The 23,240-nt window shown below is 65.3% G+C and carries 16 protein-coding genes and 1 tRNA gene; 5 read left to right on the top strand and 12 right to left on the bottom strand.

Going from position 1 to position 23,240, the window contains the following annotated elements; all coding sequences use genetic code 11:
- Positions 1-243 precede the first annotated feature (243 nt).
- On the bottom strand, positions 244-3,315 hold the full coding sequence (locus ASE79_RS00550; protein ID WP_056410711.1) for a TonB-dependent receptor plug domain-containing protein: 3,072 nt from the start codon (positions 3,313-3,315) through the stop codon (positions 244-246).
- 517 nt (positions 3,316-3,832) lie between these two features.
- Between ASE79_RS00550 and ASE79_RS00545 the strand changes: the two genes are divergently transcribed.
- Complete coding sequence (locus ASE79_RS00545; RefSeq protein WP_056410708.1) at positions 3,833-5,167, top strand: chloride channel protein; 1,335 nt, start codon at positions 3,833-3,835, stop codon at positions 5,165-5,167.
- Positions 5,168-5,483: 316 nt separating this feature from the next.
- Here the strand turns inward: ASE79_RS00545 and ASE79_RS00540 are convergent, their stop codons facing one another.
- The 10 genes from ASE79_RS00540 to moaA form a co-directional block, all read right to left on the bottom strand.
- The gene (locus ASE79_RS00540) at positions 5,484-6,737 is read right to left on the bottom strand and encodes a DUF2254 domain-containing protein (protein ID WP_056410703.1); all 1,254 of its coding nucleotides are present in this window, start codon (positions 6,735-6,737) and stop codon (positions 5,484-5,486) included.
- A gap of 453 nt (positions 6,738-7,190) precedes the next feature.
- Positions 7,191-10,154, bottom strand: a complete 2,964-nt coding sequence (locus ASE79_RS00535; RefSeq protein ID WP_056410701.1) for a VIT domain-containing protein — start codon at positions 10,152-10,154, stop codon at positions 7,191-7,193.
- Positions 10,155-10,618: 464 nt separating this feature from the next.
- Complete coding sequence (locus tag ASE79_RS00530; protein ID WP_082445089.1) at positions 10,619-11,017, bottom strand: VOC family protein; 399 nt, start codon at positions 11,015-11,017, stop codon at positions 10,619-10,621.
- 963 nt (positions 11,018-11,980) lie between these two features.
- Positions 11,981-12,244: a hypothetical protein gene (locus ASE79_RS00525; RefSeq protein WP_156359468.1), complete on the bottom strand. Its 264-nt coding sequence runs from the start codon at positions 12,242-12,244 to the stop codon at positions 11,981-11,983.
- 19 nt (positions 12,245-12,263) lie between these two features.
- Positions 12,264-12,554, bottom strand: coding sequence for a hypothetical protein (locus ASE79_RS20645; RefSeq protein WP_162236979.1), 291 nt, complete (start codon positions 12,552-12,554; stop codon positions 12,264-12,266).
- A gap of 106 nt (positions 12,555-12,660) precedes the next feature.
- Positions 12,661-12,993: a barstar family protein gene (locus ASE79_RS20095; RefSeq protein WP_156359466.1), complete on the bottom strand. Its 333-nt coding sequence runs from the start codon at positions 12,991-12,993 to the stop codon at positions 12,661-12,663.
- Positions 12,994-13,085: 92 nt separating this feature from the next.
- Positions 13,086-13,376, bottom strand: coding sequence for a hypothetical protein (locus tag ASE79_RS20640; protein ID WP_162236978.1), 291 nt, complete (start codon positions 13,374-13,376; stop codon positions 13,086-13,088).
- Between the two features lie 343 nt (positions 13,377-13,719).
- Positions 13,720-13,794 (bottom strand) — tRNA-Asn (locus ASE79_RS00515).
- Positions 13,795-13,882: 88 nt separating this feature from the next.
- Positions 13,883-14,662, bottom strand: coding sequence for an NAD kinase (locus ASE79_RS00510; protein WP_056410692.1), 780 nt, complete (start codon positions 14,660-14,662; stop codon positions 13,883-13,885).
- Complete coding sequence (moaA, locus tag ASE79_RS00505) at positions 14,659-15,672, bottom strand: GTP 3',8-cyclase MoaA (protein WP_056410690.1); 1,014 nt, start codon at positions 15,670-15,672, stop codon at positions 14,659-14,661. Before moaA ends, ASE79_RS00510 begins: the two co-directional genes overlap by 4 nt.
- A 136-nt stretch (positions 15,673-15,808) precedes the next feature.
- On the opposite strand from moaA, the gene ASE79_RS00500 reads away from it, so the two are divergent.
- Both ASE79_RS00500 and ASE79_RS00495 read left to right on the top strand, forming a co-directional pair.
- The gene (locus ASE79_RS00500) at positions 15,809-17,482 is read left to right on the top strand and encodes a putative bifunctional diguanylate cyclase/phosphodiesterase (protein ID WP_321163313.1); all 1,674 of its coding nucleotides are present in this window, start codon (positions 15,809-15,811) and stop codon (positions 17,480-17,482) included.
- On the top strand, positions 17,479-17,925 hold the full coding sequence (locus ASE79_RS00495) for a YybH family protein (protein ID WP_056410685.1): 447 nt from the start codon (positions 17,479-17,481) through the stop codon (positions 17,923-17,925). Before ASE79_RS00500 ends, ASE79_RS00495 begins: the two co-directional genes overlap by 4 nt.
- 13 nt (positions 17,926-17,938) lie before the next feature.
- Here ASE79_RS00495 and ASE79_RS00490 read toward each other — a convergent pair whose 3' ends face one another.
- The gene (locus ASE79_RS00490; RefSeq protein ID WP_056410682.1) at positions 17,939-19,126 is read right to left on the bottom strand and encodes an alpha-hydroxy-acid oxidizing protein; all 1,188 of its coding nucleotides are present in this window, start codon (positions 19,124-19,126) and stop codon (positions 17,939-17,941) included.
- Between the two features lie 154 nt (positions 19,127-19,280).
- Here ASE79_RS00490 and ASE79_RS00485 point away from each other — a divergent pair, with 154 nt between their 5' ends.
- Together ASE79_RS00485 and ASE79_RS00480 are read left to right on the top strand one after the other, a co-directional pair.
- Positions 19,281-21,386, top strand: coding sequence for a prolyl oligopeptidase family serine peptidase (locus tag ASE79_RS00485; protein ID WP_056410679.1), 2,106 nt, complete (start codon positions 19,281-19,283; stop codon positions 21,384-21,386).
- A gap of 16 nt (positions 21,387-21,402) precedes the next feature.
- Entirely contained in the window at positions 21,403-23,184 is a 1,782-nt protein-coding gene (locus ASE79_RS00480; protein WP_056413086.1) for a DUF885 domain-containing protein, read from the top strand.
- The last annotated feature ends 56 nt before the right edge of the window (positions 23,185-23,240 follow it).

Genomic DNA, 23,240 nt, shown 5'->3' with positions numbered 1-23,240 from the left:
ATCCCGTCATGGTCGCCAAATCAGCAACGATCGCCCGATCGCCCGCCTCGGATATGACCTTAAATTACCGGAACCGCGATCTGGATGCCGTCGGCCGATCCAAGATCGACGGCATCGTCCACGCGCATAGCGGGCGCCGCCAGCCGGCGCAGATCTCGGCTAGCCTGCACCCTCCATCCTAAACCGGTAATACGAAAAAGGGCCCGCCGCGGTCGGCGAGCCCTGTAATCCTTGCGTCGCGCGTCAGAACCGCATGGTGGCGCCCACCGCGACGTTACGACCGAGCGAGTCGTAGCGCGCGGGGATCGTGTTGCTCCGTGCGAGGCTGATGTCGTATGAATTCGCGAGGATCGGCGGGGTCTTGTCGAGCAAATTGTTGGCGATGAACCGCAGCGAGAAGTCCTTGGCGATCGCGAACGACAGCGCCAGGTCGAAATAGCTGGCGGGCGCGATGTGGTAGAAGGTCGTGCGTGCCCGCTCCGGCGTGCCGCCGATCGCTTCGTCGCCCGAATTGTCCGCGCTGGTCAGCGACCCGACATAGCGCCAGTTGAACGACGCGCTGACGATGCCGTCGCCGGTGGTGTAGGTCGTCCGCAGGCCGTGCGACCATTTCGGCAGCAACTGGCTGCATCCGTTCCCGTAATAGCCGACGCAGTTGCGCTTTGGCTGGAGCGGCGAATCCTGGCTGCCGGCGAACGTCGTCAGCGACCCGTTGAAGTTCCAGTCGACCTTGCCCGCGCCGCCGAGCGCGAGCGTATATTGCGCCTGGAAATCGATCCCGCGCGAGATCGACTTGTAATAGTTGGTCGTGCCCTGGCGGATGAAGCCGCTGGTCGGATTGCTGCTGGCCGGTGCGTAGAGGATACCGGTGCCGGGCTGGCGGACGATGCCCGAGCAGAAGAACGGATCGCCGTTCGAGCGCTGGCAGCCATCGGTGTAGTAGGTATAATCGTTATACCCCAGCGAGTTGTCGATCCTGATCTGATAGCGATCGACCGAGAACACCAGGCCGCGAATGAAGCTCGGCTTCACCACGAGGCCGTAGGTCAAGGTGTAGGCGGTCTCCGGATCCGCAGTGTATCCCCCCGACTGGACAGTGCACTGGTTGCCGTCGCCCTGGTTACACAGCAGCGTGGGGCTGCCATACAGCGCGTCGGACAGCCCGGTCGCACGGCAGACGTCGCGCGACGCGACGGGCGTGCCGTAGCTGATGGCGCCGGTGGTCGGATTGGTCGTGACGGTCGGTGCGCAGAAATCATTCTGCGAGCCGCCTTGCAGGCCATAGCTGATGTTCCGCGCCTGGCCGATCTCGATCACCGTCGGCGCGCGCTGCGCCTTGTTGTACGACCCGCGGAAGGTCAGATCGCTGACGGGGGCGTAGATGCCCTCGATCTTCCAGGTGTTGAAGGTCTTTGGATTGCTGCTGTATTTCGACACGCGGTAGCCGCCGTTCGCCTGCAACAGATGCGCGAAGGGTCGATCCTCGATCAGCGGCGCCTGTACCTCGATGTTCGATTCCCACACGCTCTGCGAGATGTCGAGGTCGTTGCCGCCGTTCAGGTCGCGGTAGAAGGTGTCGGCGGTCGAGGTGTAGTTGTCGTGACGATATTCGGCGCCGAGCGCGATTGCCACGCCCTGGGTGGCAAGCGGCGAGGTGACGCCGTATTTGCCGAGATCGCCGGTGACGGAGATCAGGCCGTCCCAGAGCGTCCCCACGCCCTTCGTGGTGCCACCGGGTGCGGTGAACAGCCAGCTCGCCAGCGGCTGGCCAGGGGTGTTGGCGGTGAAGGCGTTGAACGGCACGCAGCCCGCGACGCCGCTGGCGCAGGTCGCCACGCCGTTCACGTTGACGACGTCGAGCGACTGGTTGACGCGGTTGTAATCGGGGAGGTTCCCGTAATTCACGACCTGCTGGTTGCGGGCGTAGACTCCGCCGACGTCCCAGGTCCAGATATCGTCGACCTTGCCGCGGAAGCCACCGGTCGCGCGAACGCCGCTGTTGATATAGGTATCGGGAATGTCGGCGAGATCGTTAAAGCGATAGCGCAGCTCGATCGGTGCCTTCGTGTTCGTCCCCGCCGCACCGCCACAGATCGCGGTCGCCTGCGACCCCGACAGATACGGATTGTTGCAGTTCACCTGATAGGGCTGGTCGCCATAGACGGTGTAGCTGTAGATCCGTGCCGGATAGACGTTCTCGGACTTATCGCGGAACCAGATGCCCGATCCGTAGACTTCGATATCGGAGGTCAGATCCGCGCTGACGAAGCCGCCCGCGTTCCACCGCTCCGACCCGCGCTGATAGGAATAGCCGTCATACGGGTTGGCCGCGTTGCCCGCTCCCACGCCGTAGGGAACGAAGGTGCGCGTTCCGTTCGGATCGTTGACGTAGGCGGCACCGTTGTTCGCGCCCGAGCGCGGCGAGACGTAGCCGCTGCGCGAATAGGTCGAGAGCGAGCAGGAGAGCGGGCCGTCCTTGCCAGTCTGGATCAGCTGGCATGCCGAGGTGGAGCGCGCGTCATAGTCGACCGCATCGGTATGGCGGTAGTTGACGAAGCCCGACAGGCGCAGCTTGCCGTCGAACAGCTTCTTGCCCGCGGTCACGGTGATGTCGGCGCGGCCACCGTCGTTGCTGAAACCGCGCGGGCTGCCGAAGCTGTTCGCGCGCGCCAGCGATGAGACGATCGTATCCTTGTTGTCGTGATTGTAGAAATTATAGTTGCCGTCGATCTGCAGTCCTTCGAAATCCTTCTTCAGGATGAAGTTGACCACGCCCGCGACCGCATCAGACCCATAGACCGACGAGGCGCCACCGGTCAGCACATCAACGCGCTCGAGCAGCGACGGTGGGATGATGCCGACGTCCGCGCCGTTCTGCGTGCCGATGCGCTTGCCGTCGATCAAGGTCAGCGTGCGCTCGAAGCCCAGGCTGCGCAGCTTGATGCGCTGGCGGCCGTCCGAATCCTGATAATTCTGCTGCGCGTCCGGCGCGATCTGCGGAAGGCGGTTGAGCACGTCCTCGATGTTGGTCGGCGCCTGCGCACGGATGTCCTGCGCGGTCACCGACGTGATCGGCGCAGCCGACGTCATGTTCGGGCGCTGGATGCGGGATCCGGTCACGACGACCGTATCGTCCGATGCGGGTGCGGGTGCGCGATCGGGTGCGGCAAGCGCGGTCGTGGCGTCCGCCTCGACCTTGGCCTGCGCCGGTGTCTGCGCGGGATCCGCTGCAATCTCCTGCGCCATTGCCGGGACCGCGCAGAACAAAAGCGACCCCGCAAGAGCAATGCGCGACACCGTCTGGTCGAAGATCATATACCTACCCCTTATCCGGCTGCGCCCTGACGCTTTGACCGGTTCGATCGACAGATTCCGTCGATCGCCTGCATTCGTCAATACCCAAACAATACCTTTAAAGTGCATTTGTGTTGAATTGTTGCGAAATGGCATTCTGTAGTGGCGCTACGGTGGATATGTGAGAATGGATCGCCGATCGACGCGTTAGAGGCGACAGGGCCGGTTTCGGTATCTTAGCGTCAGGGCGGACACGCGGGTGTCGATCTGGGGCTCGCCAATCGGCGCCTTGCCGCCGCTCGCTGAACGAACGGCAGCGTGCCGTTGATCGCCCCCCACAGGCTCGCAGGCGGCTTTCCTCTCCATTCACGACATCCATGACGAACATCATTCGCCAAGCGCAGTCGGCGCGGGGACGAACGAATGTCTGAAGTTGGGGAGCGGGGGAGGGCGCGCGAGTATCTGGGTTTGGGTCTGAACCGCAGACGCGCTCGGTGCCGAGGGTAGCCTAATCGGGTGCGGGACCTAAAAGGGCGGCATGGCTGGCCTCTTCAATCGCCTTTTACCGTCCAAGCGCTGGACGCCGTCGCGATATAGGGCGTTGCTGCGTGCGCGCGGACCGCGATCGACGCAGTTCCGGACGCGTGGCGCAATCCTGGTCGGCGCGATCCTGATCGGGATCGTCGCGACGCTGTTTGCCCAGGCGGCCGATTGGGCGGCCGAGGTTTTCAGTCGGTTTGCCGCGACCTGGCACTGGGTGCCGCTGATCACGACGCCGTTGACGTTCATGGGGCTGGTCTGGTTGACCCGTCGCTATGCGCCGCTCGCGCGGGGATCCGGTATTCCGCAAGTGATCGCGGCGCAGGCCAATCCGAACGACGCCACCAGAACGCTCATTTCGATCCGGACCGTGGCGGCCAAGGCGGTGCTGACGATCAGCGCGGTGCTGGGTGGCGCATCGGTCGGTCGGGAAGGGCCGACCGTCCAGCTGGCGGCGGCCGTCATGGGGTTCACGCACCGTCTTGTCCGCGTGCCCTTGCGGGGCGGAGTCGTCATCGCTGGTGGTGCTGCGGGCGTCGCGGCGGCGTTCAACACGCCGCTCGCCGGGCTGCTGTTCGCGATCGAGGAGCTCGCATCCGCCTATGAGCAGAGGGTGACTCTGCTCGTCCTCGCCGCGATCGTCATCGCGGGGATGGTCGCGCAATCGGTACAGGGCGACTATATCTACTTTGGCGCGATCGGCGCGCATATGCCGTTGCTGTCCGCGTTGCTCGTCGCGCCGGTCGCAGGGATCGCGGGTGGCATGACCGGCGGGCTGTTCTCGCGCATTCTCCTGGCGATGGCGGTCAGCCGCACGCGCGTGACGGGATGGACGCGCGCGCATCCGGTCGCGTTCGCCGGTGTCTGCGGGGGTGTCGTCGCGGTGCTCGGCGTCGTGACCGGGCTGACATGGGGGACCGGCTATGCGCCGGCGCGCGCGATGATCGTCGGCGTGGATGCGCCGCTCTGGTTCGGGCCGGCCAAGCTGGTCGTCACCGCCGCGACGGCGATCGCGGGCCTGCCCGGCGGGATCTTCGCGCCGTCGCTCGCGGTTGGCGCCGGCGTCGGCAACCTGCTGCGGGAGGTCTTCCCGGGCGAGCCTGCCAGCGCGATCGTGATCCTGGGCATGGTCGCCTATTTCGCGGGCGTCGTCCGTGCGCCGTTGACCGCGGTCATCATCCTGTCGGAGACGACCGCGAGCCGCGGCCTCATGCTGCCGATGTTCGCGACCGCGTTCATCGCGGACGCGGCCAGCCAGTGGGTGTGCCGCGAGAAGCTCTACCATGGTCTATCGAAGACCTTCGCCATGACGGAGACGGCCCGATCCACCTGAACCCCGTACCGCTCCGCGCGAGGCTCGCGAACGTGACCCTTCGATCACGAACGTTGCGCCGATGGCAGGCAATGGTGTTTCGTGCGGGATTCAGCGGGTCGAACGATCCACTGCCGTGCCCCTTACCGGCGTCGGCGTCGCCGGCCTTCACGATCTTGAACGTCGTGCGGACCGCGCGATGTGCTGCGGATCCCTGTAGCAGCGTACGGTAATCGCGCAGGGTATCGTCGAGCGAGGGGGAAGGGCGGTCCGCGGTCTGGCGCGCGTTCGGCTGCGACGGACATGGTCGGTCGATACGGATCCGCCTGCGTCTGAATCAAGCGATAGCAGGCCATAGCTGCCTGTAGGTCTGCTCGAACACGACAATGTCGTCGGCGTCCTCCATCGTTTCGCCCACACGCTGTGCATGACGAGCGGCCCAGCTTTCGATCGGCCTACGCATCAGAGGCAGGTTCGCGTGCATCGCCGCAAGCGTGTTGGTCAGGCGAAGGGAAACCTCGACCTCTTTACCACCTTCGCGAAGGATTGGTCCGAAGGCGTCGGTCAGCATATCGTCGAGCGAAGGTCTGCCAAGATACACCCGGTGACGTCCGGTATTTTCGCCGCTTGCGTTCGTCGGTTGCGACCGGAGCGTCAGGAACACCCGCAAAAGCGCATTCAGCACCTCGATTCCGGTCCCGGGATCATTGGTCGCCGGCGCCAGCGCGCGACTGGCGATCTCGGACAGCGCGATCAGGCCCAGGCGGGGGTCCTGGTCGAAGCTGCGGTGCCGTTCGATGGTGAAGCTCCTGATTAGAGCCGCGCGTACCGCATCGTCGACAGGACCTTCGACGTGAACCAGATCGCGCATCGGATGCACCATCGTCCCCGGCAGCACGCCGACGTGGATCCCGAACTTGTTACGCTCGGCGATGGCCCGAAGCGCCGCGACGTCGATATGCGTGACATAGCCGGTCTGTGATCCGGCGATTGCCACCGCACCCGGCGGTACGGCGATCGCCGCACGTCCGCCCAGGTGCGGCGCAGCCGCGAAGCCTGTCATGGCTCGGGTCGCGGCCTCCTCGACGCGATCGATCACGTCGGCCATGCGCCCGAACGCAGTGATATGGCCGATCCAGCGCAGGAGAGTGCCGACCACCAGCATGATGATGACGACGGTCGCGGCGAACAGGATGATGCGGCCGTCATGGCCATAGGCACTCGTGTTCAGCCCGACGATGCCGACCATCGAAAAGACGAACGCGCCGAGAAACGTCGACAACGCGTTCTGCGACGTCGGATCGCTGACCATCAGCTGCGTCGCACGCGGTGTGGCGAGCTGCGTTGCGGACGAATAGGCGCTCACCATCGCCGTCAACGAAAACGTCGTCACCGCCAGCATGCTGGATGCCATGATCTGGAGAATGGTGCCGACCGAACGCTGGCCGATGTCCACGTCGAATGTGTAGGGAAGGTACGGCGTGATGATGCCGGCAAGGATCGCCAGGGCCACGCTGAGCAGGCTGATGACGCCGGCGCGGAACCAGATTTGCCGGGCGATGCGATGGAGGATCCACGTCCATCGTTTCATGTCATGTTCCCTTGATTACCGTTTCTCGCCATCGCCACGCCTGAAGCCTTTTGGCTAATGAAAACAACGCTCGCTACCCGAGCGTAATTCATTTTGCGGAAGAAATACGGATTGCCGAGGCTGGGATCTCCGACGTGCGCGACGGACGACCGCTTATCGGGCCGGTAGCCTCGCGCTGCCGGGCCCATGCGGGCCATCGTGGCGCATGGGGCGTGCAACGCACGCTCGCTTTCTTCAACTAGATTGAACCTATCAAGCAGCGCGCATGGGCCCTGAACACGGTCTAGATTGGCGATCAACGGGCCGAAGTTGGAAAGCGGGTTGGACACCCCGAACGTCCGGTTCCGGGGCAATGCGCCGGCATTCGTCAGGCCGTCTCGAACCCCTGCTCGGGCCACACGCAGTCGACAAGTCGCTCCGCGCGCGCTGGAGAGCTCGTCTCGGCATCGCGAGTTAACTTCCGACCCGCAGTGTCGCCACCGGCTTCGTGTCGTCTTCGTTGTTCCGATCCCGCCCGTTCTGGAACGAAAGGTCGAGATCCACCAGTTCCTGCGCCTCGCTCGTGCGCGCGAAGTTCCGTTGCAGGCGGATCAGCACATGGCCGGGGCCGTTCGGGTTGATCCGGTCGGCGTCGTAGCCATTGATGCGCACCCGGTACGGACCGGCCGGGGCGCGGCGGATGGCGTATTCCTCCGGCCCATAGCCGTCGGTCATGTCGTTGGATATCTGCCCGCCGGCGCTGCTCCGCTTGTTCGAATACATGACGCGCTCGCCATTGGGTTCGTCGATCCAAAGGTCGATGTCGGCGTCGTCGGCGGTCCATTCGATCACGATGCGCGCATCGGTGTCGGTCAGGCCGACGAGGCGCTTGTCGAGCGTCCAGCGCCCGCCTGCCGCGTTGATCGGTGCGACAAGCGCGTTCGCCTCCATCAGAGCGATCACCTCTATCCCGTCGAAGTCGCCCGACGCGGGGTTCAGCGCAGTGTCGACCAAAAGCTGGAACGCGCGCTCCAGGTCGCCGCGTCCTGCGCGGCCGGCAGACCTGCCACGGGCCGCGAGCGCCAGCGCGAGATCGCGGGTCGGCTGGGGCCGGAACTCCGCATTGGCGGCGGCGAGCTGCTCCGTGAGCTCGACCGCGCGATCGAAGGAACGATCGCGCTCGAGCCGGAAGGCGACGATCTGACGCGTCTCGTCGTCGCTGGTCGGCAGTTCCAGCGCGGACAGCAGCAGCAACGCGGCGGTGGCCGCATCGCCCTTCTGCCGGAACCACTCTGCCGTATCGAGGTAGAACGTCGGCACGGAACCGTACTGACGTTCCTGATCGAGGAGCACGGCAAATCGCTCGGGGGGCGCACCATTGTCGAGCGCAGCGATATAGGGGCGCTTGGCAATCAGGTCCGCCATGTCGAGCTTTATCGCAGCAGGAGGCGGCTCCTGCGCGGTCGGAAGTCGATCCTGGCGGATTGCGCCGGTGACGACGATGTCGCCCAGGTTGCTTCCCCTTGCGACAGGCGGGGCGGGCGCCGCGATAATGGGCGGCGGCGTCATGACGGCCGGCTGGTCCGGTTCGGAAGTGGGCGAAGGCGGCGGCGGTGCTGGCGGCGGCGGCGGCGGCGGCGGAGGCGGAGGAACGCCGATTTCGCCTACCCCGTCGCGGTGCATGCGCTTCACCTGATCGCGGGTGGCCGGCACGAAGCGTGTGGCCCACCAGGCGCGTCGGTCGCGCCACTGGCCGACTACGAAGTCGAGCCGCGCCTGCCGGGCATCGCGACGCGCGTTGTCCTGATCCTGCTTGGCCTTGCCATATTGCGCCAGCCATTCCTTGCTGAAGCCGTCCGGCGGGGTCAGGTCGGCGCGCAGATACTGGTCGGGGCGCTCCAGCACCAGAAACGACATGCCGGGGCCGGCGACCTGATAACGGCGTGCAGTGTCCGCCATGGCGGCGTGTTGTGCAGGGTCGTCCGCGAGGTCTGCGACACGCGCCGCGGCCCAAAGCGCCGCGGGTCCCTCGGCGGCGATCGATGCAGCCCCGGCATTGTAGCGCCGCTCGCCACCGCGGCCGAGCCGCACCACCACGCCCCCCGCAGCCGGCATCGGACCGACGAGAAGCCATTGGCCCGGACCAGCCGGCATGGCGCGTGCGTCGAGCCGCCGTCCGGCCGCGTCGCGGACGGAGACGGGAGTCGCTTCGCCCGCGCTGAGGTTGGCCAGCGCCTTGTCCTCGCCGCCGGCGGCCAGGCGGACGACGGCACCGCCCGTGCGTTGCGTTAGCCGCGCGAGCCGTGCGCCGTTCGCGCTTGGCGCGGCGGTAAGGGCTGCGAGCCGACAATCGGGCACGAAGGCGGCGCCGCGATCGATCGTGACCTCTCCGTCGGACACCAGCACGCATCGCGTCGCCGCGGGCAGCGCCAGCGCATCGAGCCGCGCGAGCGAGGTGCCGCCGCGATAGGTGACGCGGGCAAGCGCTGCCCGCAACGCCGCGGCGTTCGCGACCGTCGTGACCTCCGGCCGGTCGCTCGCGAAAGTGATGAGGTCGATGGCAGTGGGCGCGGTCCGTTCGGCAAGGCGCACCAGCATGTCCGCCTCCAGATCGGTGCGGGCCGCGCGGTGGGAGAGCGAGCGGTCCCAATAGACGCGCAGCCGCCCGCCGCGCGCCGGCGTCTCGGGCTCGCCCGGTGCTCCGTCGGCGATCGCGAAAAAGGCCTGCCCGCCTGGGCGGTGCGTGACAACCATCGGCGCGGCGACCGCGCCGCCGGTAATCGTCAGCCCCTCACGCATCACCGCACGGCCGAGCATAGCTTCACCCCGCCAGCTCTCACCGCTGCGCGTCAGGTCGAGCGGCTGGCCGGCGAAGCGGACGGAGGGCGCGGTGGCATAGCCGTCGGCGTCGACCGCTATCGTTACCCGCCCGATCGCCGCGTCGCGCGCGAACGGCAACACCAGCCCCACGGCCGGGTCGAGCGCCGCCACGAAGGTCAGTCGGAAGCGGCGGGGATGGGCCGCATCCACGGGAAAGATGCGCGTCGTGAACCGGTTGCCGACGACCTCCGCCAGCCCGGGATCAATGCCCGCACGCACCTCGTCCTCATAGACGTTGCGTGCCTTCGGCGCCTCGAGCAGCTGGCCGGGGATCATCCTGCCGCCGACGTCGAGCGCATAGCCGGTGACGACCGCATCGGCGGGAAGCGTCAGTGACAGGTTCGCCTCATGGCCGTCCGCGTCGTCCGAGCCGATCAGCATCTCGACTGAAACGTCGGCAATGCGGCCGACGAGATGCGCGCGCAGGTCGAGCGCATCGATGCGCAGGTGGACCGCCGGTCCGTCGTCGCGCCGGATACCGCGCTCCGCCTCGCTCAGCGTCGGATTGTTCTGTGCCCAGGCCGCGGAGGACAGGGTGGCGATGGCGACCGCCAGCATCAACAAACGAGACACGGGGCTGCTCTCCTCAACGCAACGGCGAGACTGGCAAGCTTTGCGCTCACGAGCAACCAGGTGGGCGATTAAACTGAACAGCCGGATGTGAACGAGTGTCTGGAACGGGGAACGACGCCGTCGTTGCCGAACGACTGTTTTGGGCGTTAGCGGAATGGCCGGTATGGGAGGAAAGCGGACCGGCCGCTTTGGGCGAAGCTTGGTAGTTAGCGGACGTTCGTAGCCGAAAGAGAGCAACTGTCAGAACGCCCATCCCACGCGCCCCCAGCGCCAGCAAAATGATGAGCACGATACGGCGGTTCATCTCGGCAAGCTGCCGGGTAGATGGAGAATGGTCAATGTCCGCTGTGGGGAAGGAAAGCGGAATGGCCGCTATTGGGAAGGCAGAAAGCGTTAGCGAACGTTCGCTGACGCTGCGGCCATTCTCAAAAAGGATGCTAAATTGGGAATCATCGCGTGACGATGACAGGTTCGATCAAATCCCACCGGTTGCCATAGAGGTCCTCGAAGACGGCCACGATGCCATACGGTTCTTGGCGAGGCGGCTCGACGAACCGGATGCCTCGCTGGGTGTAGGCTAGGTGGTCACGGGCAAAGTCGTCCGTTTCAAGGAACAGGAACACTCGACCGCCACTCTGATCGCCGATCGCTTCACGTTGTCTGTCACCGACAGCCCGCGCCAGTAGCAGTCCGCTCACCGCGCCGTGCGGCGCGACCACCACCCACCGTTTTCCCTCTGTCAGCGCTATGTCGTCACGTAACTTGAAGCCAAGCTTTCCGACGAAGAAGTCGATGGCGGTGTCATATTCGTCAACGAGGAGGGCGGTTAGGTTCAGGCGCTGCGGCATCCGGTCAAACTGCACTAGTCCGGACATCGAGCCAACGGCCGCTTCCCGTTTTGGATCGAATTTCGGGAATGTCCGGGTTTGGTGGAGAGCGGTCCGTCGGCTGTTAGGATATCAGCAGATGTGGTCCGGACGTGAGAAACAATCGCGAGAGCCTACCGGTGCGTACTCCGGTAATAGACGTAAACCGAGTTATCGATGTTTACGGATGCCTTGTGACTCCAACCCGCCCATCGCTCAAAGCACGAGAACGCAGCGTCCGTATTACCGGGCGGTATCAAAGTGAAAACCGGCCTGCCATCGTGACCTATGCTCTTACGATAGACAGATAGATCGACGTTACAGACCTTAACTGCCCTTTCTAGCGGCCGTGCAACACATTCACTGAGCTGCCCCTCCTCATAGACGGCCGCAAACCCATGAAATCCCTATCCTGCTATCGGCAGCAGTACTGCGACGACTACGTTAAATCCGCCTGGGTATCGAATTGCCTTTGCTTGAAGCCATAAGCTGACAAAAAGAACGGCCGGTAGTGACCATCCCGCGATAGCAGCAAACCAACTCCGCTCTTGGCACTCCTGACGCCAAAAGATAATCGTAAATCCGTCGAGAACGGTGCCGCCTACTTCGTAAAGCGTCCACACTACGGCCACACAGGTAACAAACAGTGCGACCGCGCTTCGCCATTTAGTGTGTGGCAGCCGATCTATCCATCGCATCGAACCACCCCCAACCTCCGACGCTGATCTATAACGATTTACGACAGCCTACCACCGATGATGGAATGTCCGATTTGGGAACCGCATCAACTCCAAAATGGTAAGTTTAGGACCCTTTCTGCCGACTCGGCCCTTCTCGAAAAGGATCGAATTTCGGGAATGTCTGGGTTGGGAAGGAAAACGGAATGGCGGCTTTCGAGCGCGACCTTCGGGAAAGCGGTCGTTGCTGTCGCGGTGCGAAACGGGGTTACAATCGGACGAGGCGGTCCCGAGCATCGGAAAGCGCTTTCATAAGATCGTCCAATCGGACAGTCCGAAACGGCTGATTGCGGGAATACGCGAAATCTTCCCATGCTTTGGAAAACGCGCCTTCTTCGTCCAACAAGGTGAACAACGATACGTGAAAATCGCCTGCATTTTCATCGCTCACGATGAAGCCGATTTTCCTGTCCAGATCGCCTTCCGCGATTAGTCGATCCCATTCGTTGGCTGATCCTACCGACACATCCACGCTGCCATCCTTTTGATCGTTAACTGTTGAGCCACCCAAGACGCTCAACATCGACGGAGGGGCTACCCATGTGGCGAATGAACGAGCCTCGTAACGCATCGATATGCGGCTGCCATTTGGGGAGGTCGTCGTTCGGATCGACACCATCGGCAGCGAATAGCCAGCCGACGAACTGGTCGGCTGTTACGCTTCCATTCGCCGGTAAGAAATCGGTGACATGCATTGGGCGGTCATCGACGACCGATCCGCACCAACCACGTTCGACGCAAACCTCGTGCATCAAGGCATCGAATGGGTCTCGATCCGTCATGCGAAGACGCTGAACGAACGACTGCTTTCAGGCAAGCGCTTCCCGGTCCTTGACGGCAACTCTTGGGCGGAAGCGGAATGGCCGGAATGGGAAAGGAAGCAGTCATTCAGCTTTCAATGAGCACGCCGTTCGGAAGCGGCCATTCAATCTTGATGGACGCGTTATCACCCGGTCCGATGCTACAGTGGGCTCCGTGAGACACCAGTGCGCCTATCGCCACCCGCAGCTCGGCTTGCACTTCAATACCGGCGCTGTGAAGCTTTGTGATCATAACCGTTAACGGTGGGTCAACCCTGTTGAGATCGCCATAAACCATCGAATCGACTAGAGCATTGACGTTCCTACCATGCCATTCCGGGGCGCCAAGCTGATCTAATAGCGCTCGGTAAAATTCAGCAATCGTCTTCCAGTAGCTAGCGTCAAGTTCAATTATATTCATGATCTAGCCAATGCCTCCTCTGCTAAGCTATGCTTAGCTATCGCCTGCTTTGAAGCAACTGGACATGACGCTCGAACGTCTGCAATTGGGCGCTAGTTGTCGAACCACGCCAAACGTTCGACATCGAAGGAACTGCTACCCATGTGGTGTATGAACGCGTCGCGAAGCCCGTCGATGTGCTTTTGCCATTTTGGGAGGTCTTCGCTGGGATCGACGCCATCGGCTTCGAACAGCCACCCGACGAACTGATCGACCGTCACCATTCCTCTATCAGGCAAGAAATCGGTAACGTGCATCGGGCGGTCATCGACCACCGATCCGCACCAACCGCGTTCTACGCAAACCTCTGTAATCAAGGCGTGGAAGGGCTCTCGATCCGTCATCGAGGGATGCTGAACGAATGACCGCATTCGAGCAAGCGCTTCACGGTTCGGAACGGCAACAACTGCGCGGAAGCGTCCGACCACGGAGCCACGCGTTAGCTATTGAGCGCCGCCCGCCTGGGGTATCGTTGAGATACATCGTGGCATCGCGATCGCCTGTCCGACACTTTGTGTCGGTCAGCACGCGGCGCCCCCGGCGCGTGAAATTAATGTCCCCGAAGTGCCCCAACATCATGCTGGATGCCCCTGGTCCATCGTCGACCAGGTCGAATGTCGAATGTGGAGATTTCCGCGGGCTTACAAGCACTCGCGGCGGTTTAGGCATCCTCGTGAACGAGGAAAATGGCTCCCTGAGTAGGATTCGAACCTACGGCCACTCGATTAACAGTCGAGAGCTCTACCGCTGAGCTATCAGGGAACGTTGCCGGAGGCGGCTCTATAAACGGCCAGTCGGGCGATGCAAGCGGGTTTCTCGTAAAAAGTGAACTTCGGCCGGAATTCGACGGTCAGGCGACGAACTGTTCCATCGTGATGCGATCGTCGAGCGCGTGCTCAGGGTCGAACAGCAGGGTCAGCTCGCGTGCGCGGTCCATGCAGATGTCGACGCGCGCCACGTCGCGGATCTCGCGCTGGTCGGCGACCGCGGACACCGGGCGCTTGCCGGGGTCGAGCACGCGTATGCCGATGCGGGCCTTGTCGGGCAGGATCGCGCCACGCCAGCGCCGCGGGCGGAACGGGCTGATCGGGGTCAGCGCGATCATGCCCGAACCGAGCGGCAGGATCGGGCCATGCGCCGATAGGTTGTACGCGGTCGATCCCGCCGGTGTGGCGACCAGGATGCCATCACAGGCGAGTTCGGGCAGGACGATGCGGTCGTTCACCGTCACTTCCAGATTGGCGGTCTGGCGGGTCTCGCGCAGGAACGACACCTCGTTGATCGCGGGCAGCGTGTGCGTCCGGCCGTCGACGCCGATCGCGGTCATGCTGAGCGGGATGACCTTGAACGGCTTGGCGCGCTCCAGCCGGTCGCCGAGCCCGTGATGGCGCCATTCGTTCATCAGGAAGCCGACGGTACCCAGGTTCATCCCGAACACGGGTACGGGCGGCTTGCGGCGCTCCAGCATGGCGTGGAGCGTCTGGAGCATGAACCCGTCGCCGCCGAGCGCGATGATGACGTCGGCGTCTTCGACCGATACCCACTCGCCCATGTCGGCGAGTTCGGCCTCAGCGGCACGAGCGGGCGGGGTGTTGGACGCAACCAGCGCCCGCCGCTCGTACCGACTCATCCGCCGGTGACGCTCATGTGGCGCGCGACGGCGGGGCCTTCGCCCTGGCCGATGCGGAAGTCGTGCGCCTTTGGCTTGGCGAACAGGCCTGCGTCGATCGCTTCGTCGAGACCGGCAGTACCGCCTTCGCGCAAGGCGGCCTTGAGATCGACCTGATCGTCATGGCCCAGGCACATGTACAGCTTGCCCTCGGTCGTCAGGCGGACGCGGTTGCAGCCTTCGCAGAAATTGGCGGTCAGCGGCGAGATCAGCCCGAGCCGGGTACGCGTGCCATCGACGTTCCAGTAGCGCGCGGGGCCGCCGGTCTTGTGCGCATCGCGTGCGAGCGTGAACTGCTGTCCAAGTTCGTCGAACACCTTGGTGAGCGGCAGGAAACGATCAGTGCGATCCTCGTCGATCGCGCCGAGCGGCATCGTCTCGATCAGCGACAGGTCGAAGCCCTCGTCGCGGCACCACGCCAGCATCGGCGCGATCTCGTCCTCGTTAAAGCCCTTCAGCGCGACCATGTTGATCTTGATCGCAAGGCCGGCATCACGCGCGGCATAAATCCCGCCGATCACCTGTTCGACATCGCCGTGGCGCGTGATGTAGCGGAAGCGCTCGGGATCGCGGCTGTCCATGCTGACATTGACGCGGCGGATGCCGGCATCGACCATCGCCTCGGCGTGCTGCGCGAGGCGCGTGCCGTTGGTCGTCATCGTCAGTTCTTCGAGGCCGGAGCCGATATTGTGGCCGAGCCGCTGGACGAGTTCGGCAACGTCGCGGCGCACGAGCGGCTCGCCGCCCGACAGCCGGATCTTGGTCACGCCGCGCGCGATGAAGCGCTCGGCGATGATCGCGATCTCCTCGAGGCTCAACAGCTTGGCGCGCGGCAGGAACGTCATCTGCTCAGACATGCAGTAACGACACCGGAGGTCGCAGCGGTCGGTCACCGAAATCCGCAAATACTTGATCGTGCGGCCATGCGTATCCTGCAACGGCTTTTGCGTGAGGGATGGCGCGGGCGTCATGGCAGCAGAGCTAGGACGTGGCTGCTCCGGTAACAAGGCCGGATCGGCCGCAGCTGGTGTTGCAAATGCATTGGCGGGGGGCGATGCGCCAGCTAAGCTCGCACCGATGGGGGAGGGTGCGACGGATATGGAAGACATGCAGACAGCAACGACGCTGTTCGCGGTATCGTTCCGTCAACGCGGTGAAATCGCGGAGATTCTCGCGCGCGCGGGGGCGGGTGCGGACTGGCAGGCGGCGGTGTTCGGCGATGCCGTCGCGATCGAAAGCCGGTTCCTCGCGAGCGGCGCGGCCGTCGCGTTGGTCGATGCGCGTGGCGACCTGGACGAGGGGCTGGCGGCGACGCTCGCGCTGGGCGGACTGGTCGCCACCAATGGCGCGGCGCTGCTCGTGCTGGTGTCGCGCGGCGACGTCGAGGCGATCGGAGAGTTCTTCGATGCAGGCGCCACGCAGTTCCTCACCAGCCCTGCGACTGACGGCGAACTGGTCCAGGCGCTGCGGTTCGCCGGGCGGCATGCGGTGCGCAGCGCGGGCAGCGCGATCGATCGCCGCCGCATTCCCGGCGCGTCGCTGTACGACCGCGAGACCGGCGACGTCCGCCGCTGGATCATCGGCCGGATCGCCGCCGATTGCCCGGTCGCGGTGGTGCTGGTGTCGTTGTCGCGGCTCGACATCGTCAACGCCGCGCATGGCCGGCCTGCCGTCGACGCGTTGATCGAGACGGCGGTACGACGGACCGAACGCGTCGCGCACGCGGCGATCGGGGTCGATTCGATGGTCGCGCGGCTTGGCGGCTCTGAATTCGCGCTGGTGTTGGAGGCGTCGGGTGCCGCGGTGACGGCGGCGATCACCGCGCTGGATGCGGCCCTCGCACGGCCGTTTCGCGTGGCGGATACGCGCGCGGTGCTTGGGTGCCGGTTTGGCGTGGCGCAGCGCCAGCCGGGCGACGACGCTGCGGCCTTGCTGCGCCGCGCGAGCGAGGCGCTGGCGGAGGCCAAGGCGAGCGACGGGTCGGTGCTGCACGTGGCGTTGCCCGACGGGGTCGCGCCGATCGATGCGCTGGCGATCGACCTGCACCACGCGATCGAACGCGACGAGATCGATCTGCGCTGGCAGCCGCAGGTCGAGATTGCGGGCGGCCGGATCGCCGGGGTCGAGGCGCTGGCGCGGTGGAACCACCGGACGCTCGGGCCGCTCGGCGCGGATACGCTGTTCGACGCGGCCGACCGCGCAGATCTCGGCATCGCGTTGTCGGATCACATCCAGCGCCTCGTGCTGGCGCGGGCGGTGGCGTGGCCCGCCGCGCTGGGGACGTTGCGCGTGTCGCTGAACCTGACCGCGGCGGATATCTCGCGGCCCGGTTTCGCGGCGCTGTTCCTCGCGCGGGTCGACGCGAGCGGCTTTCCGCGCGGTCGCCTGACCGTCGAGATCACCGAGACCGGGCTGATCGAGGATCTCGCCGTGGCATCGGCGTTGCTGGCGGAACTGCGCGGGGCAGGGTGCCGTGTCGCGATCGACGATTTCGGCACGGGCTATTCGAGCCTTGCCTATCTCAAGTCGTTGCCGCTCGATTACGTCAAGATCGACAAGTCGCTGGTCCGCGATATCGACGGCAGCGCGCGCGACCGCGTGGTGGTGGCCGGCGCGATCACGATGGCGCGATCGCTGGGGCTCGCGGTGATCGCGGAAGGCGTGGAGACCCCGTCGCAGCTCGAGCTGCTTACCGCGGGCGGCTGCGGCCTGTACCAGGGCTTCCTGTTTTCCGAGCCGGTCGACGAGGCGGTGCTGCTGGATCTGGTGGAGAGAGAATGATGCGCCATCTGATGCTGCCGGTCGCGATGATGGCCATCGCGGCGGCACCGGTGCCGCTAGCAGCCCAGATTCCGGCCCCGATTCCGGCGGCGACCGCGATCCGCCAGGCGATGGAGGCGAGCGCCGCAGGGTGGAATGCGGGCGATCTCGCGCGGTTCATGGCGGTCTATGCCGATGATGCGGTGTTCGTGACGCCCAAGGGGTTGCTGCGCGGCAAGGAGGCGATCTCCGCCAAATATCGCCCGAGCTTTCGCGGCGTCGGCAACGCGCGCGGCACGCTGTCGTTCGCATTTTTGGAGATGCACGGGATCGATCCGCGCCATGCAATGCTGTTCGCGCGCTGGACGCTGACCGGGCCGTCGACCGCGGAAAGCGGCATGACGACCCTGGTCTTCGAACGGCGCGGGGCCGCGTGGCAGATCATCGCCGATCACAGCAGTTGATCCGCCCGCGGGCTTACCGTGATTGACGCTCGGCCCCGGCCGCACGCACCTCGGCGATTGTCGGATACCCGTTGACCGCCATCAGCAGGTCCGCCTCCGCGAGCAGGCATTTGAGGACGTGCGCCGCCCCCTCCGCGCCGCCGAGCGCGAGGCCATAGGCATAGGGCCGTCCGACACCGACCGCGGTCGCGCCCAGCGCCAGCGCCTTCACCATGTCGGTGCCCGATCGGATGCCTGAATCGAACAGCACCGGCGTGCGTCCCGATGCGGCGACGACGGCGGGCAGCATGTCGATCGCGGCGATGCCGCCATTTGCCTGTCGCCCGCCATGGTTCGAGCAGTAGATCGCGTCGGCACCCGCATCGATCGCGCGGCGCGCATCGTCGGGGTGGCAGATGCCCTTCAGCACCAGCGGCAACTTGGTCAGCGAGCGCAGCCACGGCATGTCCGCCCAGGTGAGCACCTTGCCGAACACACCGGCCCAGGCTTGCACCGCCGCGGCCTTGTCCTCCTCGGGCGTGCGGTCCAGCAGCCCGCGGAACACCGGGTCGCTGAAGTAATTGGCCAGCACGTGCCCGCGAAGCTGCGGGAAGTTCGCCGCATTCAGGTCGCGCGGTCGCCAGCCCGTCACCCAGGTGTCGAGCGTCACGACGATCGCCTTGTACCCGGCGGCCTCGGCACGGCAGACGAGGCTCTCGGTCAGCGCATCGTTTTTCGGCGTGTAGAGCTGGAAAAAGCCGGGCGTCTCGCCGAGCTGTGCGGCGACGTCCTCGAGCGGATCGTTCGACAGCGTCGACTGGCAGAGCGGCACGCCGGTGATCACCGCCGCCCTGGCCGCCGCGAGGTCGCCATGCCCGTCCTGCGTGCAGATGCCGTTGATGCCCACCGGGCTCATGAACAGCGGCGTCGGCAGCGTCATGCCGAACAGCTCGACCGACAGGTCGCGACGCGTGCAATCGACCATCATCCGCGGCGTCATGCCCCAGTGCGCAAAGGCATCGGCATTGTGGCGCTGGGTATGCTCGTCGCCGCACCCGCCCTGCAGATAGGCAAGCGTCGCGGGGGGCAGCGCGGCGGCGGCGCGCGCCTCCAGCGTCGCGAAGTCGACCGGCACCCCCGGCAGCACGCCGTTCAGCCCCGCAAAGTAGATTGCGTTCTGGTAATCGCCGAACTGCGGCGGACGCTTCGGTGGCACGGCCATCATCCTCTCCTTCTGTTTTGCGGCCCTTGTACGCTGCGGCGCATGACGAAGTCATTCCTTCTGCCCAACGGTCGAAGTCATTCCTTCTGCCCAACGGTGACGAAGTGATTCCTTGTGCCTAAGGGATGGGCGACCGTTTACAGAAAGTCCGACGATGTCCCTTCGATCGCCTCTCGTCCTGCTGCTGGCACTCTCCACGAGCGCGATCGGCCAGACGCCCGCCGCCGACCCGAACGCGTATCTTGAGGATATTCACGGTAAGCGTGCGCTCGATACGGTCGCCGCGTGGAACACGCGCTCGCTGGCGGCGCTCGAGGCCAAGCCCGGCTATGCGGACTATCGTCGGCGCGCGCTCGATCTGTTGCAGGCGGATCGCCAGATTGCGAACCCCGACCAGATCCTCGGCGATCAGGTGCTCAACCTGTGGCAGGACAAGGCGAACGTGCGCGGGCTGTGGCGGGTCGCGTCGCTCGCGTCGTTCACGCGCGGCAAGCCCGTGTGGCGGACGCTGATCGACGTCGATGTGCTGGGCAAGGCCGAGGGCAAGAGCTGGGTGTGGAAGGGCGTCACCTGCCGCTCGCCATCCTATGATCGCTGCATGGTGGCGCTGTCGAACGGCGGTGGCGACGCGGTGGTCGAACGCGAATTCGATATCCCGTCGGGCAAGTTTGTCGCCGACGGTTTCTCCGTACCGATCTTCAAGACGCGGCTGAGCTGGGCGGGGCCTGACGCCTTGTACGTCGCGACAGATTTCGGCGCGGCCAGCCTGACCAAGTCGGGCTATCCGCGCACCGCCAAGCTCTGGAGGCGCGGCACGCCGCTTGGTGCGGCAACCGAGATCGCGAGCGCGACGCAGGATGATGTCGGGATCAACGTCAGCGTGTTTCCCGACGGCGACCGCACCTTTCCACTGGTCGTGCGCGACGTCGATTTCTTCCATTCGAAGCGCAGTCATGTCGCCGACGACGGACGGCTGGTGGCGACGCCGCTGCCCGACGATGCGGTGATCAATACCGTGCTCGACGGCCGACTGATCGCCACGCTCGCGTCCGACTGGCGCGGCGTGCCGAGCGGATCGGTGGTGGCGTACAGCATCGCCGACGTGCTCGCGGGGCGCGCGCCGAGGATCGAGCGCGTGCTCGTGCCGGCTGCGACACAGGCGGTCGAACAGGTCGATTCGAGCCGGTCGGTCCTGTGGGTCAAGATGCTCGACGACGTGTCGGGGCGGCTCGTCTCGCTGACGCGCGGCGCCGACGGCGGCTGGACGCAGTCGGTCGCAGCCTTGCCCGCCGCATCGACGATCCATCTCGACGCCACCGCAGGCAAGGACGATGTCGCCTTTGCCACGGTCGAGAGCTTTCTCAGCCCGCCCGCGCTCTATGCGGTCCGCCCGGGCGCACAGCCAGTGGCGGTCGATACGCTGCCCGCGCGGTTCGATGCGTCGACGATGCAGGTAGACCAGCGGTTCGCGACATCGAAGGACGGGACGAAGATCCCGTACTTCCTGGTGCGCAAGAAGGGGACGAGTGGACCGGTGCCGGCTTTGGTCCACGCCTATGGCGGTTTCCGCAATGCGCAGACGCCGACCTATCTGGTCGACCAGCCCTATCGTTCGGGTCCGGCCGGGTTGTTCTGGGTCGAGGAGGGCAATGCGTTCGTGCTCGCCAACATCCGCGGCGGCGGCGAATATGGTCCGCGCTGGCATCAGATGCCGCTGCGCGAGAACCGGCAAAAGGCCTATGACGATCTCCACGCGGTCGGTGACGACCTGGTGCGCACCGGTGTCAGTGCCAAGCGCAAGATCGCGGTATCGGGCCGCTCCAATGGCGGGCTGCTCGTCGGCGTCGCGATGGAACAGCGCCCCGATCTGTACGGCGCGATCGTGATGGGATCGCCGCTGCTCGACATGCAGCGTTATTCGCATCTGTCCGCGGGCGCATCGTGGATCGGCGAATATGGCGATCCGGACAAACCGGCGGATTGGGCGTTCATCTCGAAATATTCGCCGTACCAGAATCTGAAGCGCGGCGTGCGCTACCCCGCGCCGTTCATCTACACTTCGACCGAGGACGACCGCGTCCACCCCGGCCACGCGCGCAAGTTCGCCGCGCGGCTCGAGGCGTATGGCGATCCGTTCTTCTATTACGAGAACCCCGAAGGCGGCCACGCCGCGGGCGCCGACAAGATCGAGGACGCCAAGCGCGCCGCGCTCGTCACCGTCTATCTCAACACGCAGCTCGGCACCGCACCGCAGCGCTGATCGTCAGGAATTCATGATGCGTAAACTCCGCCTGCTCCTCGGCGCCGCGATCCTGGCGCTCCCCGCTTCGTCGATGTCCACCCCCGCGCTCGCCGCGCAGCCTGCGCAGGGCACCGCGTTCGCGGCGCTGTCGAAGCGCTATGTCGACGGCCTCGCGCGGCTCAATCCGTCGTCCGCGACCGCGCTCGGCGATCACCGCTTCGACGCGCAGATCACCGACATGTCGGCGGCGGGTCGCGCCAAGCGCGCGGCGTTCTCCAAGGCGATGCTCGCCGATCTCCAGCGGATCGACCGCAAGGCGCTCCCGCGCGAGGAGCAGGTCGACGCGGCGCTGCTCGACAACGCGCTGCGCTACGACATCTGGGATGCCGAGACGCTCGGCGGATGGGCGTGGGATCCTCAGGTCTATAACGACATCGCCGGCAGCTCGCTCTATGCGCTCGCCGCGCGCGATTTCGCCCCCTGGCCACAGCGCCTGAACGCCGCGACCGCGCGGATGGCGGCGCTGCCCGCGTTGCTCGCTCAGGCGCGCGCGAACATCGTGCCGGCGCGTGTCCCCGCGATCTACGCAACGACGGTCGCCAAGCAGAATAGCGGGATCGTAGACATCGCCGAGAGCATGCTCGCGCCGCATCGCGACACGCTGTCGGCGGCCGACGCCAAGCGGTTCGACGCGGCGCTGGCCTCGCTCAAGACTGCGGTGGCCGAGCATCAGCTCTGGCTCGACAAGACGCTGGTGCCGGCCGCGAAGGGCGACTTCCGCCTCGGCGCAGCGCTGTACGACAAGAAGCTCGCTTTCGCGCTGCAATCCGACCTGACCCGGCCCGAGATCAAGCGCCGTGCCCAGGCTGCGATCGTCGACACGCGCGCGCAGATGTACGCGATCGCGCGGCAGATATTCGGCGCAAAGCCCGGCGCGCTGCTGCTTCCCGACAAACCGAACGACGCGCAGCAACAGGCCGCGATCCAGGCCGCGCTCGAACTCACCTACGCCAAGCGTCCGCCACGCGACGGCATGATCGACGCCTCGACCAAGGCGCTGGCGCAGGCGACCACGTTCGTCCGCGACAAGGGCCTTGTCGGCATGCCGGACGGCCCCGTGAAGATCATCACGATGCCCAAGTTCCAGCAGGGCGTTGCGGTTGCCTATTGCGATTCACCCGGCCCGCTCGAGAAGAATCTCGGCACGTTCTTCGCGGTCTCGCCGATCCCCGACGACTGGACCGAGGCGCAGGCGACGTCGTTTCTCAGCGAATATAACGACTATATGATCCACGACCTCGCGGTGCACGAGGCGATGCCGGGTCATTATCTCCAACTCGCGCACGCCAATGCGTCGCAGTCGACGCTGCGCGCGGTGCTCGGCTCGGGGCCGTTCGTCGAGGGCTGGGCGGTGTATGCCGAGGGCATGATGGCGGACCAGGGCTATCTGAACGGCGATCCGCTGTTCAAGTTGACTGTGCTCAAGATGCGGCTGCGGTCGATCTCGAACTCGCTGCTCGACATCGGCATCCACACCGAAGGCATGACCCGCGACCAGGCGATGCAGCTGATGACGCACACCGCGTTCCAGCAGGAGCGCGAGGCGGCGGGCAAATGGGTCCGCGCATCGCTCGGCTCGACGCAGCTGCTGAGCTACTTCACCGGCTATTCCGAGCATATGGCGCTGCGCGACGAGGCGAAGAAGCGGCAGGGCGCGGCGTTCGATCTCAAGCGCTACAACGACGCGCTGCTCGCGCATGGATCGCCGCCGGTCCGCTACGTCCGCGAATTGCTGTTCGACCTGCCGATCGGGTAACTGCCGGTCGCTTGACCCGATCTGCGCATGCTGGGACGCTGCGCCGATAAAAGGCC

This window comes from Sphingomonas sp. Leaf28 (genome assembly GCF_001421685.1).
Taxonomy (GTDB): domain Bacteria; phylum Pseudomonadota; class Alphaproteobacteria; order Sphingomonadales; family Sphingomonadaceae; genus Sphingomonas; species Sphingomonas aurantiaca.
This window is presented reverse-complemented; position numbering and strand designations above follow the sequence as displayed.